12 protein-coding genes and 1 tRNA gene are annotated in these 15860 nt (G+C 51.0%); 5 read left to right on the forward strand and 8 right to left on the reverse strand.

Annotated features, from left to right (window positions below; all coding sequences use genetic code 11):
• Nucleotides 1-110: 110 nt before the first annotated feature.
• Together RZ35_RS00480 and RZ35_RS17030 are read right to left on the reverse strand one after the other, a co-directional pair.
• Entirely contained in the window at nucleotides 111-1025 is a 915-nt protein-coding gene (locus RZ35_RS00480; protein ID WP_026741533.1) for a hypothetical protein, read from the reverse strand.
• Between the two features lie 418 nt (nucleotides 1026-1443).
• The gene (locus RZ35_RS17030; protein WP_071999722.1) at nucleotides 1444-1713 is read right to left on the reverse strand and encodes a helix-turn-helix domain-containing protein; all 270 of its coding nucleotides are present in this window, start codon (nucleotides 1711-1713) and stop codon (nucleotides 1444-1446) included.
• A gap of 146 nt (nucleotides 1714-1859) precedes the next feature.
• On the opposite strand from RZ35_RS17030, the gene RZ35_RS00485 reads away from it, so the two are divergent.
• Nucleotides 1860-2174, forward strand: a complete 315-nt coding sequence (locus RZ35_RS00485; RefSeq protein WP_026741534.1) for a helix-turn-helix domain-containing protein — start codon at nucleotides 1860-1862, stop codon at nucleotides 2172-2174.
• A 184-nt stretch (nucleotides 2175-2358) separates the two neighbouring features.
• On the forward strand, nucleotides 2359-2673 hold the full coding sequence (locus RZ35_RS00490) for a helix-turn-helix domain-containing protein (protein ID WP_026741535.1): 315 nt from the start codon (nucleotides 2359-2361) through the stop codon (nucleotides 2671-2673).
• A 131-nt stretch (nucleotides 2674-2804) separates the two neighbouring features.
• Here RZ35_RS00490 and RZ35_RS00495 read toward each other — a convergent pair whose 3' ends face one another.
• The 5 genes from RZ35_RS00495 to RZ35_RS00515 form a co-directional block, all read right to left on the reverse strand.
• Complete coding sequence (locus RZ35_RS00495; protein WP_026741536.1) at nucleotides 2805-4076, reverse strand: tyrosine-type recombinase/integrase; 1272 nt, start codon at nucleotides 4074-4076, stop codon at nucleotides 2805-2807.
• A gap of 161 nt (nucleotides 4077-4237) precedes the next feature.
• Nucleotides 4238-4313: transfer RNA gene (locus tag RZ35_RS00500), tRNA-Asn, on the reverse strand.
• Between the two features lie 188 nt (nucleotides 4314-4501).
• Nucleotides 4502-5806, reverse strand: coding sequence for a dicarboxylate/amino acid:cation symporter (locus tag RZ35_RS00505; RefSeq protein ID WP_051625419.1), 1305 nt, complete (start codon nucleotides 5804-5806; stop codon nucleotides 4502-4504).
• A gap of 737 nt (nucleotides 5807-6543) precedes the next feature.
• A complete protein-coding gene (gene fdhF, locus RZ35_RS00510; RefSeq protein ID WP_026741537.1) occupies nucleotides 6544-8694 on the reverse strand; it encodes a formate dehydrogenase subunit alpha in 2151 nt (716 codons plus the stop codon).
• A 374-nt stretch (nucleotides 8695-9068) separates the two neighbouring features.
• On the reverse strand, nucleotides 9069-10031 hold the full coding sequence (locus tag RZ35_RS00515; RefSeq protein WP_026741538.1) for a DMT family transporter: 963 nt from the start codon (nucleotides 10029-10031) through the stop codon (nucleotides 9069-9071).
• Between the two features lie 194 nt (nucleotides 10032-10225).
• On the opposite strand from RZ35_RS00515, the gene cbl reads away from it, so the two are divergent.
• Complete coding sequence (cbl, locus tag RZ35_RS00520; protein ID WP_026741539.1) at nucleotides 10226-11182, forward strand: HTH-type transcriptional regulator Cbl; 957 nt, start codon at nucleotides 10226-10228, stop codon at nucleotides 11180-11182.
• A gap of 655 nt (nucleotides 11183-11837) precedes the next feature.
• Nucleotides 11838-13148, forward strand: coding sequence for a glutamate/aspartate:proton symporter GltP (gene gltP / locus RZ35_RS00525; protein WP_026741540.1), 1311 nt, complete (start codon nucleotides 11838-11840; stop codon nucleotides 13146-13148).
• Nucleotides 13149-13366: 218 nt separating this feature from the next.
• Here the strand turns inward: gltP and RZ35_RS00530 are convergent, their stop codons facing one another.
• Nucleotides 13367-14404, reverse strand: a complete 1038-nt coding sequence (locus RZ35_RS00530) for an ABC transporter substrate-binding protein (RefSeq protein ID WP_036152260.1) — start codon at nucleotides 14402-14404, stop codon at nucleotides 13367-13369.
• Nucleotides 14405-14681: 277 nt separating this feature from the next.
• On the opposite strand from RZ35_RS00530, the gene RZ35_RS00535 reads away from it, so the two are divergent.
• Nucleotides 14682-15704: a malate/lactate/ureidoglycolate dehydrogenase gene (locus tag RZ35_RS00535; protein ID WP_026741542.1), complete on the forward strand. Its 1023-nt coding sequence runs from the start codon at nucleotides 14682-14684 to the stop codon at nucleotides 15702-15704.
• The last annotated feature ends 156 nt before the right edge of the window (nucleotides 15705-15860 follow it).

Consider the following 15860-nt stretch of genomic DNA (forward strand, 5'->3'; position numbering starts at 1 on the left):
AAAAACACAGTGAGGAAAGGTATGAAAGTTGAAGAGCCCGTATTACGGACACCACAATCCTTAATACGGGTTTTTAGATTGAAGCGTGTAATGTCATTTTAATTAGGTGCTTAAATAGACGTCGGTGAACCACGTTCAAGCGCCGTTTTTAACGTATCGCCGCTGAATCGATCGGTTATGCCTTCGTTTGAAGCCCACTGTTCAAAGATGGACAGAAGCTTATAAGGTTGGCTGATTAATGGGCTTATAGACTCATTGTTTTTACAGGCAAGCCAGAACAGCCTCGATAATGGTGTAGATATACGCGTTGAGGAAGGCGGAGAAGTATCATATTTGGCTGGCATGTTAATTAATTTTTTAAGTTCGGTATGTTTAATGACAAAACAGGCATCCTTTGGTAAATCATGAATTGGAAAATATTCTCGATGGCTATACTGATTTGTTTTTAGATATGGGGTTTTTTTAGTAATATCCGATGTGATGTTCTTAGGAAGTCTCGCGATTTGCTGTTTTATCCTTTCACGATATCTGACCTTCTCAAATATTTGAAAATGATCGTCATCAATGTTGACTGTGAAACCATAGTTAATGTGATTTTCTCCGATTACGGGTAGTGGAATACTCAGAGATCTTGCTAATAAATGTTGAACCAGTACGTATTCATAGCCGATAAGTGCAGTATCAATCACTCTTTGAGAAATATGAATATATTTCCCCTCGGTAGAGACTATCAAGTTTCGGTTATTAATGAGACAGTTTTTTTCGAGAATGCATAGCTGGTTAATCAGATGCTTTCTGATCGGTTTAAATTTTATCTTAGCATTTTTTGTTTTAATTCTTCGTAGAATTACTGATGATTGGAAGTAGATAGAAAGGTTGATATTTCCACATAAGGCACTGCGATAAATATCAGCTTCTGTTAATGGTGATTTTCCTATCTTTGTCGCTAAAACTATAGCTTCTGGTATCGTAATCCAGTTGAATTCATCTCTCTTAATATTGAACATCCTATTTTTCATTATCATGATTCATCTCCTTTATATGAAAATGACCTATCGCATAGGTGGTTAACGTTTCCTTATGCAGCCATGACGTGTAGATAAGATTCTAAAAATGATAAATAGGATAAGTGAGTGGTTTTTGGTAAAACGATGACGTTATCAATCGCTTTTCGCTGTTTGTCACTAAAATGTTCAAACTAGGACGCTAGCAGCAGATGGAGTGAGTACCTTATGTGGGTTTTTATTCTTAGCGTTGTGATTTGATTTACAGCAACACGACCAAACTCAGTATTAAAAATGAATGCAAAGATCCTGAATCGGGACATATCAATTGGTTCGAAATCAATAACGAACCAATTGACGATGCGGTACGATTGAGTCGAGTTTGGATAATCGCCTGTTTTAGTTTGTATTTGACCTTTAAATCCCAAAAGTGCTTTAATTATTTTTTATGGCGTATTTCTCTCGGAATACGTTTCCCTTGTGAATCGAAGTAACGATTCGGCCAAATCTCACTCGCTGGTATGCCTAAAGCGTCCGCAATAAGTTGTTCACCCTTCGGCCAGGGTCGAATTAGTGCATTTGACAGCGTCGATGAACTGAGACCAGCCTTACGTGATACAGCAGCTAACGTTGTCTTCCGTTTGCGTAAGGCTGCAATGATATCGGCAGGATGCCAGTCCTCTTGTTGTACTCGTTGTTCACTGTTCATATTCCCTCCTGTTAGATTAAACCTTTGCTTTTCTAGGTAAACTATATCTTTATTTTAGAGCAAAAAAAGATCAAAAATAAAGGCAAAATTTATTAAATAAAGAAATAATTTAAGAAGGGGCTGTTTGGAGAGGCGATAATTAGTACATGTTAATCAGCACAGTGGGTAACATCGTGATTGGTAAGCGATTAAGACTAGCCCGAGTGAACAAGGGATTGAAGCAGGCTGAACTCGGTTGCCTCGCTGGTCTGGATGAGGAAACAGCAAGCTCTCGTGTGAGCCAATATGAAAGAGAAATCAGTGCGCCAGATTTTGGGTTGGTTTCTCGGTTTGCTACAGTGTTGGATGTTCCTGAAGCGTATTTCTATGCTGTTGATGACGATCTCGCCACCTTGATCTTACAGTATCACCGTTTCAAGAAAGCCAACCCGAACTCCACGCTGCTCATCACACCTCAGTAAGGTTGGTGTCCTAATGCGTCTGGTGTTCAATTCCTGTGCACTTACCCTTCTAGATTTAATTATTCCTACTCTCAATGAATTAAATCTTCATTTTTGAGTTTAAAATAACCAAAAATAAATTTTAAATTTACTAGGTGAAGAACCACTTCAAGAGAGGCCTAGCGGGAACGGCGATAATCGGCTTATGTTAATCTGCGAAGCAGGTAATGCCGTGATTGGGAAACGATTAAGATTGGCCCGAGTGAATGCAGGATTAAAACAGGTCGAGCTCGGTTGTCTCGCTGGACTGGATGAAGAGACGTCGAGTTCTCGCGTAAGCCAATATGAAAGGGAAGTCAGTTCACCGGATTTTGGTTTGGTTCGCCGCTTTGCGGCGGTGCTGGATGTGCCGGAAGCGTATTTTTATGCTGTCGATGAGGATCTCGCAATGCTAATCTTGCAGTACCATCGTTATAAGAAAAGTAACCCTAATTCTACGTTATTGATTACCCCTCAATAGACCTTCGTTCCTCTATCCGGTCTGAGTAATTTCCTGACAATTCACGATTTTTTGCAAGGTTGAGGCAAGATTTTCTCGCAGTCTGAAAAGCAGATCCAGTTATCAGGATCTGCTCTTAGGTGCATTATCGATCAGGCCGCTCCAGCCGTCTTATGTTGTTGAGCATAAATGTATGGTGCAACATGTCCTTCTCGGTTGGTATCCAGATAATCCGACCACCATTGCATCATCGCTTTTCTAGCATCGAGATATTCAGCTTTATGGATGTAAGCTGCTCGAACGCCGTTACGTTCCTGATGACTCATTTGACGTTCAACGACATCCTGCGACCACAGCCCAGATTCCATCAGCGCGCTACAGGCTATTGCGCGAAATCCGTGGCCGCAGATTTCATTTTTTGTGTCATAACCCATCAGCCTTAGAGCCTTGTTGATCGTGTTTTCGCACATCGGTTTATAAGGATTATGATCGCCGGGAAATACCAGCTCTTGATACCCGGATATTTCCCGTATCTGTTTCAGAATAGTGATGGACTGACTGGAGAGAGGAACGATATGCGGTGTTCGCATTTTCGCGCCACGCCCTGAGTAGCGGACACCGGGGATAGCTTCGCGTGTGGCTGGGATGGTCCAGATTTTGTTTCTGAAATCGACCTCAGACCAACGGGAAAAACGCAACTCGCTGGAACGGATGAACAGGTGCAGAGTAAGTGATACTGCCAAACGGGTTAATTCTCGCCCTTGCTTGTAGTCCTCAATGCGAGTCAACAGTTCCGGTAGTTTCTCCAGCGGAAGAGCAGGGTAGTGGCGTTTGACGGGCGGGGCGATGATACCGTCAAGATTAGCGGCCGGATTATGCTCTATCAACTCCTGATGCACGGCATGGCGCATGATGTTGCACATATGCTGTCGGGTTCGTGCTGCCACTTCCAGCAGACCTTTTTTTTCAATTCCTTTCAGCAGGTCGATGAAATGGCGGGTTTTTAGTTCTGTGACTGGCAGGTGTCCAATTATCGGGAAGATATGATTGTTCATGCTGGCAAGCAGACGAATGGCATGGTTCTCTGACCAGGCTCTGTTGTTTTTATGCCAGCTTAGTGCCACTGATTTGAAGGTTTTCTCTGGCGAGGCAGTGGCTCTTTCAGCATAACGTTGTTGTGCTGGGTTGATATTCTGTGCCAGCATTTTACGGATGCCGTCGCGCTGCTGACGAGCGTCGGCCAGAGAGACATCAGGGTAGGCACCTAAGCCGAGACGGGATTCTTTTCTATTAACACGATATTTGAGATACCAGAGACGTGAGCCGCCTGGATTAACCAACAGATACAGACCATGAGAATCGGAAACTTTGAAGGGTTTAGCGGATGGTTTTAAGTTGCGGATTTTTGAGTCGTTAAGAGACATTTGGGGGTCACTCCGTCATCGAACCAACTTGACCCCAAATCTGACCACCAAATTCTCCCGATGCGGAGGTAAAACTGAAAATGCACCGGGAGGACTTTTCAAGCTAACTCATTGAATCAAAATCACATAAGAATTCGCAGAGCGGCATGAAAACAAGAATTTGGCTCCTCTGACTGGACTCGAACCAGTGACATACGGATTAACAGTCCGCCGTTCTACCGACTGAACTACAGAGGAATCGTGTGAACGGGGCGCATGATAACGAGGGGCAGGGGGCATGTCAAAGGCGGAAACCCGAAATCAGGTTTGTTTGCTGTCAGAATGCGCAAAGTGATGTTTTTTTAGAAATCCCAGACTGGAAAATAGGCATTAGATGAAAAAAACAGCGGCCATATGGCCGCTGTTTCTGGTGGTTGACGAGATAGTTAGGCGTGCTGTTGCTCTATTTGCGTTGCCGGAGGAGTAGAAGTCGCGGTTTCATCCCCCTCTTCATCAACGTCGTGGACATTTTTTTCCAGACTGGAGACCACCGCGGTGGAAATGCTGTTACCGATGACGTTGGTGGCGGTACGGCCCATATCCAGGAATTGGTCGATGCCCAGAATCAGCAAAATACCGGCTTCCGGCAGGCTAAACATAGGCAGCGTAGCGGCGACGACCACAACGGAAGCGCGGGCGACGCCGGCCATGCCTTTACTGGTGATCATCAGCGTCAGCAGGATCAGAACCTGCTGGGTCAGGCTTAGGTCAATGTTGTAGGCCTGCGCAATAAACAGGATGGCGAAGGACTGATACATCATGGAACCGTCGAGGTTGAAGGAGTAACCCAGCGGCAGTACAAAGCTAGAGATTTTCTTCGGCACGCCGAATTTGGTCAGCGCTTCCATGGTTTTCGGATAGGCGGACTCGCTGCTGGCGGTAGCGAAGGCCAGTACGGTCGGTTCGCGAATCAATTGACCCAATACGACGATGCGTTTGCCCAGGAAGGCATAGCCCACCAGGAACAGTGCGCCCCACAGCAGCGCCAGACCGATGTAAAACTCGCCGATAAGTTTGCCGAAGTCATACAGCAGGCCCAGGCCTTGTGTCGTGATGGCGGAGGCGATAGCGGCGAAGACGGCAATTGGCGCGAGTCCCATGACGTAATCTGTTACACGGAACATCACTTTGGCCAGTTCATCAATCAAGGACTGAATCGTGGTGGCATGCTTGTTATGTTGTTTCACATAAGCCAACGCGGAGCCGAAGAACAGTGAAAAGACCAAAATCTGCAGAATTTCATTGTTCGCCATCGCTTCGACAATGCTTTTGGGGAAGATGTGGCTGATGAAGCTTTTCAACGTGAATCCATCGGTGCTCAACCCGGTCGACACATGCGTGGTTGTCGCGACCAGATTCATGTCCGCGCCCGGCTGGAAGAGGTTGGCCAGCGCCATACCGATAATCAACGACAGAATGGAGGCGGTGACGAACCAGATCATGGCTTTCAGACCCACGCGTCCTACGGCAGAAGCGTCGCCCATGCTGGCAAGACCAGAGACCAGCGTGGCGAAGACCAGCGGTGCGATAATCATCTTGATAAGGCGCAGGAAAACATCGGTAATCAGATTAAAATAGGACGCGATTTCTTTGGCACGAGCACTATCCAGGTACTCATGACAGGCCCATCCGACGATGATCCCCACGACGATAGCGACCACTATCTGTAAAAGTAACTTCTGCCTTTGCATACGAACCTCATGTTGATGAATGTGTACAGACAACACCGTGTTATTGCAGCGTGGCGGTTCATGCGTATTTCCTCACACACTCAGCCGACACTCTGACTTGTTATTGGGCGTATTGTGTTTGCCTTATTAATAACAGTGAATCAAGGGTTTTACCGTTTTTTCCCGCCAGGGGAAATACAAAAGTCGCTAAAAAAAGCGAAAAGTGATTTTTTTTTGATATTTACTGTGGATGGAAATTACGTAGCTTGTGTGATTTTTGTTTTTATCTTATTGTTTTTGTTTGGTTTGATGTTCGTTGTTGTCGGGGGATTATCCACCTCGATTAGGTATTAGATTTACTTATGATGCAGGTTAAATTAGCAGCAATTTAAATTATTCGTGTAATTGATTAAATGAAATAAAGCGTAGAGATTTCGCCTGCAATGTTATTTGAATAACGCGTTTCGACTTCGCGATATGAGCGGAAAATATCTGTCAAATATTATTGATATCATTACTTCAATTGCAGTAAAAATTAAATCCGCCTCAGGCATGTAATTACCATGTTATTTGTTGGTATGTTCGTCGTTAAATATAACGCCACTATTTTTCATCCTTGTGATGCGCGTCTATTGACAAGTTCTTGAGGGGCAGAACGAGCGACTATTGCCTGTCAGGGCCATTAAGCCGTGCTTATTAAAAGAGAGTGTATCGGTTAATACGCGCCCATAAACAGGACGCGTGGGTGACGTAATGTTTTAGTGAGCCACTTCCGCCGTATCACGCAGATGGGCTTTCAACTTGCTGTACTCCCGCTGCACATACTCTTCCGCCCAGTTCTGATCCTCAATCGGTTCGAGTCGCACCGCACAGTGTTTGTATTCCGGCGTTTTCGCGATGGGGTCCACCTCGTCGAGCGTCAGTTCGTTGCAGGCGCCGATCCACCATTGATACGTCATATAGACAGCGCCTTTATTGATGCGCTCGCTGACCGCGGCTCGGCTGATGACTTTGCCGCGTCGCGACGCCACCCAGGTCAGTTGCTGATCCTGTAACCCCAGCTCGGCCGCGTCCACCGGATTGATTTGCACATAGCCCGGTTCATCCGCCAGCGTTTGCAGGGCGGTGCAATTACCGGTCATGGAACGACAGGAATAGTGGCCGACTTCGCGAACGGTGCAGAGGATCATCGGGTACTGGCTGTCGGTCTGCTCCATCGGCGGATGCCATTCGGTGGCGAACAGCAGCCCCTTGCCGTTGGGACGGTCGAATTTGCTGCCGGCATACAGCCACGGCGTTCCGGGGCTATCCGGCGTTTCGCAGGGCCACGGAATACAGGCCAAACCGGCCATTTTTTCGTAGGTGGCGCCGGTATAAAGCGGACACAGCTCGCGCATTTCGTCCCAGATCTCCTGCGTATTGCGGTAGTGCATCGGATATCCCATGGCGGTCGCCATCAAGCTGATGATTTCCCAGTCGGGTTTCACGTCTCCCTGAGGCTCGACCGCTTTATAGAAGCGCTGGAAGCTGCGATCGGCGGCGGAATAAACGCCTTCGTGCTCTCCCCATGAGGTGGCCGGAAAGATGACGTCGGCGACGGACGCCGTTTTCGTCATGAAAATATCCTGAACGATCAGCAATTCCAGCTCATCGAATGTCTGGCGCACCAGCGACAGGTCCGGTTCGGTTTGCAATGGATCTTCGCCCATCAGGTAGTTGGCTTTGATTTTTCCGGCCTTGATTTTGTGCGGCACGTCGGTCAGCGTGAAACCTTTGTGCGCGGGAAGCGAAGAAACGCCCCAGGCCTGGGCGAATTTGGCGCGAATCGCCGGATCGGTGACGTCCTGATAGCCGGGGAACAGATTGGGCAGCGCGCCCATATCGCAGGCACCTTGAACGTTGTTTTGTCCGCGCACCGGACCTACGCCGACGTTGGGGCGGCCCAAATTACCGGTCAGCAGCGCCAGTCCTGACAGACCTTTGACGACGTCCACCCCCTGCGTCCACTGCGTCACGCCCATGCCCCACAGGATGGTGGCGGAAGGGGAGGCGGCATACATGCGGATTGCCTCGCGGATCAGCGAGGGGGCCAGGCCGGTGATCTCGGCGACAGATTCGGGCGTGTATTTCTCGACGATGGCGCGATATTCCTCAAAGCCTTCGGTATGTTGTTCCACAAAGGTCTTATCGTAGAGGTCTTCATTTATCAGCACGTTGGCGAAAGCGTTGACCAGCGCCATATTGGAGCCGTTTTTCAACGGTAGCCATAAATCGGCGATGCGGGCGGTTTCGATGTGGCGGGGATCGCAGACGATGATCTTGGCGCCGCGTGCGCGCGCTTTAAGGATGCGGCGGGCAACGATAGGGTGTGAGTCGGCGGCGTTATAGCCAAAGACCAGAACGCACTCGGTATGTTCGATTTCGCAAATCGAGTTGCTCATCGCGCCATTGCCCAGCGTGACGTCGAGGCCGGAGACGGAAGGGCCGTGGCACACGCGCGCGCAGCAGTCGACGTTATTGGTGCCGGTGACCGCCCGGGCGAATTTCTGCATCACGTAATTGGTTTCGTTGCCGGGACCGCGGGACGACCCGGTATGCATGATGGCATCGGGGCCGTATTTTTCGCGAATGGCTAATAGTCGAGAGCTGGCGAACGCGATGGCTTCATCCCACGAGACCACCTCGAACGGAGCGCCTTTTTGGNGGCGGATCATGGGCGCTTTTAAACGTGGCGTCAGCAGCTTGGTATCGTTGAGAAAGTCCCAGCCATAATAGCCTTTCAGGCAAAGTTCGCCTTCGTTGGTCATGCCCTGAGCGCCTTCTGCGCCGACGACTTTATTGTTTTCAACCAGTAGGTTAATTTTGCAGCCTGACCCGCAGTAAGGGCAGACGGTGATCACTTTCTTCATGAGGGTATCTCCTTCGGCGCTCTTCGCGGGAGAGCGTTCCCAATGGCGTATCGGCAGCGTGGCCTGCCGTGTCCTGCGTTAAAGCCTAGTCTGCCTCTCGTTGATCTGGCCGAGGCGAAACGGTTTTTTTAAGCCGGGCTGGCTTTGCTGAGGGCACGACGCTGGGCAGTGACTGATACGGTGTCCTGGTGCCTGATGATGACCGATACGGAAGACAGGTTTACTGATCGTCGTCATAGCGGCGCTCGGTCAAGTGAAAACGGCGCGGCAACAGGCGTGGGGACGCGATTGACGCGAGGTGTGTCCTCAAGAGATGGCGAGCGCTCGAACTCGTCGATTATCGCCTATCGCCGGAGTAGGAAAAGGGGGGGCCGTTAGTGAATGACGTCGGCGCTGACGATGGGCTTCGGCTTGATGCGCATAGCGCTGATAACGCCGCAAACCAGACAGGCGATGCCCGCCAGTGTGATCCCAGGCGGCCAACTTTGGCGCAGCATAAACGTATAGACCAGCGCAAAGAGCGTTTCGAACACCAGCATCGGCCCCATCAACGCCGTGGGAAGCCGTTGGCTGGCGGCATTCCAGCAAATCGTCCCCAGCCAGGAACCCAGCAGACCGATCGCCAGCATGAGCCATACAAATCGTTCAGGTTGAGGCCCCAAGGGCAGGGAAAAAGATGGCGAAGTCAGCGCCAGATAGCCGCCGACCATGACGTACGCCACGAAAGCCAGCGGCAGCGTAGCGATGCCCTGCGCCGTCGCCCAGGTCATGGGATGATGCGAGGGGTGTTGCCGCAACCAACGGGAGTTACGCAGCGGATACCAGGTCCAGCAAACGACGGCCATCAGCGCGAGGAGGATACCGCTGAGATAGCGCGGCAGCGGAACGGATTCAGCCGCGCCCTGACGCTCGGCAATATTGACCAGCACCAGTCCGATGATAATCAGCAGTAGGGACGGCGCCAGCCGCCGCCAGGCCAGTTGACCGTCTTCCCGGCCGTATAACAGATTGGCGCTGACGGCGATGATGACCGGCAGCGTGCCGATAATCATGGAGGAAACTGGCGCGCCGGTACGCTGGATCGCGCTGGCGAGGAACAGATAATAGAGCAGGTTGCCGACGGCAGACAGGCGGAGCGCCTCGAACCAGTCGCTGCGGGACAATTTTTTCAGTCGGCTGCGGTCGAGCCATGCCAGCGGCAGGGCGATCAGTCCAAAAGCCAGATAGCGTCCGCTAGACTGCAGAGCCGCAGGATAGTCGGGGATGATCAACGGCCCGATAAAGATGAGTCCCCACATCAATCCGGCGGATAGCGCAAAAAAAATTCCCGATAACACAGTCTCGATCCTAATGAATGACGTTGCGGTGATGCGCGCAGCGGGCCGTCCGTTGCGGCCTGTCGGGCGGGCATACTCATTTCGCGCTGTTCTATATCTTTAAAAGTTATATATAGGAAATTTTGTTTATTTGTACGGCATAACATTACTTCGTATGAATAGTGCTAACAAGTAGCACAAAGGCGGAGCAAAGTGTGAACTTTCAACAACTGAGAATCATCCGGGAATCGGCACGGTGCAACTATAACCTGACCGAGGTGGCTAATACGCTCTACACGTCGCAGTCAGGGGTGAGCCGTCATATTCGTGAGCTGGAGGACGAGCTGGGCATCGAAATATTTATCCGGCGCGGCAAGCGTCTGTTGGGGATGACGGAGCCAGGGAAAGAGCTGCTGGTGATGGCTGAACGTATCCTGAACGACGCCAACCACATCCGCAGGCTGGCGAATGTGTTTAGCGACAACGACGCGGGCGAATTGGTGATTGCCACCACGCATACTCAGGCCCGGTATAGTCTGCCCTCGGTCATCCAGTCGTTCCGGGCGCAGTATCCACAGGTGCAGTTAGTGCTTCATCAGGGGACGCCGGAAGAAATTGTAGCGATGCTGTCTTCAGGTGAAGCGGATATTGGCATCGCGTCTGAGCAGCTGATGAATACGACATCGCTTGCGGCCTTTCCTTACTACCGCTGGCATCACTCCATTTTGGTGCCGACAGGACATCCGCTGGCGGACGGCAGCCCCATCACGTTGGATAAACTCAATACGGTGCCGCTGATCACCTATCGTCAGGGAATCACCGGGCGCTCGCGCATCGATCGGGCATTTCTCGCCGCAGGACTTTCTCCACATATCGCCATCAGCGCGCAGGACTCCGACGTCATCAAAACCTATGTCGAATTAGGCTTGGGCGTGGGGATTTTGGCGGACAAATCTTACGACCCCGTACGCGATGCCGGGTTAGTACGCATCGAAGCGGAGCACCTGTTCGAGGCCAATACCGTCTGGTTGGGACTCAAACGCGGTCAGCTGCAACGCAACTATACCTGGCAATTCATACAACTCTGCAACCCGGAACTGACGCTGGAAGAAATCAAGCAGCGAGTCTTTTCCGAAAGCGATAGTGAAAACGTCGTCGATTACCAGATCTGACGTCCGCCGGGCGGTGCTCTGGTGAACAAGGCCGTTTGTTCGCTAGCGCCGTTTTATTTACAACGTTATCGCCATCAACTTCCCATACAGGCGACGTCTCACCGGAAACGGCGGTGTCACCGAGCGCCTAACCCACTGAGTCGTAACTTTTCCGTTGTCGCGATGCAGGGAATAAAGCCGTTGATGCCTGTTTACACGCGTACCCCGCTTTTTTTTCTTTTTTTGTAGCGATGACGCGTACTTTTATATTCTGAATGGCGCTAAAAAATAGCACTGATATTCCTGAATTTTCTGTAGCCAAAGCAGGAAAAATCGTATTGCTTAACAGCATAATTATGAAAATGCTTATCTATGATTGGCTTGATCTCACCCACCTGTGATAGTAGCATCCCCGTTTTAACAATAACTTAGACAAGATGCGTTGTTGATAAAAACAGCGATTTTGTTTTTAAATACATATAGTTGTTCGGTTTAAGTGAATAACTATTTGCATGATAAATAGACAGCACGCCTCATTCGGCCGCTGCTATAATAAAAAACCACCTCATCTTTGTAACCTCCCCCTCGTCTGAACATATTCAGCATCCGCTGATGGAATGAGGCGCCGGTAGAACCGTTGCCTGCGAGGATCGGAGCACAGGAAATGGAAAGTGACATGAAAAAACAAAAAATTAGCTTGGCGTGGCAAATTCTCATCGCCCTGGTTATTGGTATTGCCCTTGGGGCCTTTTTGCATGAACATCCGAGCGAAAAACATTGGTTGATCGTCAATGTTCTCAGCCCGGCCGGTGATATCTTTATTCGGTTGATCAAAATGATTGTGGTCCCGATTGTGATCACCACGCTGGTCGTCGGTATTGCTGGTGTGGGAGACGCCAAGAAGCTGGGCCGTATTGGTCTGAAAACCATTCTCTACTTTGAAGTCGTGACGACGGTGGCGATCATTCTCGGCATTACGCTGGCGAATATTTTCCAGCCGGGACACGGCATCGATATGTCGACATTGACCAGCGTCGATATCTCACAATATGAGAAAACCACCGAACAGGTACAGAGCGGGGCGCATAGCCTGGTCGGGACAATTCTGTCGCTCATTCCGCCCAACATTTTCGACTCTATGGCGAAAGGGGACATGCTGCCGCTGATCTTCTTCTCCGTGCTGTTTGGTCTGGGCTTGTCTTCTCTGCCGCGCGAACAGCGTGATCCACTGCTGAACGTCTTCCGCAGCGCATCGGAAACGATGTTTAAAGTGACCCATATGATCATGCGCTATGCGCCGGTTGGGGTCTTCGCGCTGATTGCCGTGACCGTCGCCAACTTCGGTTTCGCTTCGCTGTGGCCGCTGGCAAAGCTGGTAGTGATGGTTTACGGCGCGATCGTCTTTTTCGCGTTGGTGGTGTTGGGACTGGTGGCGCGCGTCTGCGGACTGCGGGTCAGCATGCTTATCCGTATCCTTAAAGACGAGCTGATTCTGGCCTACTCGACGGCGAGTTCCGAAACGGTCCTGCCGCGCATTATCGAAAAGATGGAAGCTTACGGTGCGCCAAAAGCCATCACCAGCTTCGTGGTGCCGACGGGCTATTCCTTTAATCTGGATGGTTCCACGCTGTACCAAAGTATTGCGGCTATCTTTATCGCGCAGCTGTACGGAATCGACCTGACTATTAGTCAGGAAGTGGTGCTGGTATTGACGTTGATGTTGACCTCGAAAGGGATTGCCGGCGTCCCGGGCGTATCCTTTGTCGTTTTGCTGGCGACGCTGGGCAGTGTGGGTATCCCGCTGGAAGGTCTGGCCTTCATTGCGGGTGTTGACCGTATCCTGGATATGGCGCGTACTGCGTTGAACGTGGTGGGTAACGCCCTGGCCGTGCTGGTTATCGCTAAGTGGGAAGGACAGTTTGATGCGGAAAAAGCGCGTTCCTACGAGCGTGAAATTCGCGGCCTGAGTTCCAAAGCCGCCCACTGATATTCTCGCTTCCATCGCGGGACTACCCCGCCTAGGTGCACTACATCCGCCTAGGTGCGCTCCCCGTTTAAAACGCAGCGTGACCGAGTCACGCTGCGTTTTTTTATGCTTTGGCTGCTCCTTGCTCTGTTGCCGCACCGCCATCACACGCGTCCAGCCAAGAGAAAGACGTGTAACCGCGAATTTGCTTGGGGCCTCTCGTTTCTCCGAAATATGGCTCAACTGCCCGGCTGATCGTGAATTTCTTCGAAGAAGTAGTCTTTCCACGACGCGGCTTTATTCTTCAGGATACCCAGCTCATACAGCTTCTCGGCGTAGACATAGGTTCGCTGTGGCGTCACGGTGAAGTCGATTTCAGGGTCTTCGACAATTCGCTTCACCAGCTCTAGAGGCAGGCGCGATTTCTCAACGCGGAGGTAGGTTTCCGCCGCGGCCGCTTTGTCCGCTTTGATAATGTCTGCGGCCTCTTTCAGTGCAGCGTAAAACGCCCGATAAGTCTTGGGATTTTCATCGTGAAACTTCTGGGTGGTGTACAACAAATTGAAGGAGCCAGGACCGCCAAGCACGTCATAAGAGCTTAGAATCTTGTGCACTTTCGGGTTTTCCAGCGCTTGATACTGAAACGGCGGGCTGGAAAAGTGGGCCGTTATCTCAGAACCTCCTGCGGTCAGCGCGGCGCTGGCATCCGGATGGGGCAAGCTGACGGTGATAGTGTCGAAACGCTTGAAATCGTCATCCCCGAATAGCTTGGCGGTCTCAATTTGCAAGGTGCGTGACTGGAAGCCGACGCCCGCGGCGGGGGTGGCGATGCGGTCTTTTTCACTCAGGTCTCGCACTGTTTTTACCGCAGGATTGTTGCTGAGGAGGAAATTGGGCATGGAGCCGAGCGAAGCAATGGCTTTCACGTTCTGCCGGCCGCGAGTTCGGTCCCACAGGGTCAGCGCGGGGGGGACGCCGGCGGAAGCCACGTCGAGCGAACCGGAAAGCAACGCTTCATTAATAATGGTGGCGCCGGAAAGCGTGCGCCATTCCACGTTGATATCCACGCCTTGTTGCTTGCCATGTTTTTCAATGAGCTGCCGGTCTCGTACCACGTCGAGGATCAGATAGCCGATGCCGAACTGCTGAGCGATGCGGAGGTTGCCTTCCGCCTTCGCGGACAAGGGGACGACGCTCAGGCCCAGTCCTGCCAATAAGGTCAACGCAGCCAGTCGTCCGGTCAATCCCCTCTTTTTCTGCTTGCCTGATGAATTCATATTTTTCTCACTTATATTAAATAAAAAAATAAACAAATACGAAACGGCGTCCGCCGGACGAAAAGAAAGTTTGCGTATGCTATGAGCAGGAGAGTGAATTTTATAAATGTTATTTTGGAATAATTTATCGGTATTTTATTTGTATCAATCTCGGTAAAAGAAAGCCTGAATATTGCTTAGCGAATTTGCTTCTATTCAAAGCACTAATTTTGACTTATCGAATAAAAAATACGGTGCATGATATTTATCTCTGTCAATTAACCTGGAATGAAATGTCATGCCCGTTTTTTCTCATCACTATTTACGCGGTTATCTGCGCGAGTGTTTGCTGGCGGTTGAGGTGACGGAAGAAGTCGCCGGTCTGGTTGCGGATAACCTCGTGGAGTCGAGTTTAAAAGGGCATGATTCGCACGGCGTCAGCATGCTGCCGCGCTACATCGCCGCCATTCGCGATGGCGGGCTGCGTCCTCACGCCGTAGCTGAGAAAACGCTGGATGCGGGGCCGCTGATCTCTTTTGCCGGACAGCATGGCTTCGGTCAGGTGGTCGCCCGGCAAGTTATCGCAGAGGGCATTGAGCGCGCGCAAGAACACGGCGTCGCCGTGGTCGGGCTGGCGGATGCGCATCATCTTGGACGCATTGGCGCCTGGGCGGAGCAGGCGGCGAACGCCGGACTGGTGTCCCTGCATTTCGCCAACGTTTATAACCGCCCGGTGGTGATGCCGTGGCAGGGCGTCCAGCCGCGGTTGGGTACGAATCCGTTCTGCGCGGGTATCCCCGTTGCCGGTAAAGCGCCGGTGATCCTGGACTTTGCCACCAGCGTGATTGCCGGCAACAAGGCTCGCATCGCGTGGAATGAGGGCAAACTGCTGCCGCCTGGCTGCATCGTGGACAATCAGGGCCAACCCGCTGTGGACCCTCGCTGGCTGATGGAACAGCCCACTGGCGCGCTGCTGGCGTTCGGGCAGCATAAAGGCTCCGGCCTGGCCATTATCTGCTCGCTGCTGGGCGCGGTATTAACCGGCGGCAGCAATGAGCGTACGGCGACAGGGAAAGGCAACCAGATCATCAACAGCATGCTCTCCATTTTGATCGACCCCGATCGTCTGGGGGGCAACGCGCACTATCAACAGGAAATTCCTGTATTGCTGGAGTGGATCCGGCAGTCCCGCGAAGATGGCGAACTACTGCTGCCGGGCGAACCGGAACAAATCGCTTACCGGCAGCGGGTGGAAGAGGGGATTTATGTGGATGACGTCAGCTGGGGCCAATTGAGCCAGCTGCAAACACAGGTCGCCTGATGATGAATGACGGCGGAGCGCTGCGCGGTTTAAGTTAGAAACTATTGCATTGATGTCAGATGATTCCTGACAAGCGATGAGGACCGGAATTTGCACGCCATAGCAGGCGCATCCCGTTATTTTCTGATTAAGCGACGCCATTAAAGTTTATTACAT

This window comes from Lonsdalea quercina subsp. quercina, assembly GCF_000688655.1.
Taxonomy (GTDB): domain Bacteria; phylum Pseudomonadota; class Gammaproteobacteria; order Enterobacterales; family Enterobacteriaceae; genus Lonsdalea; species Lonsdalea quercina.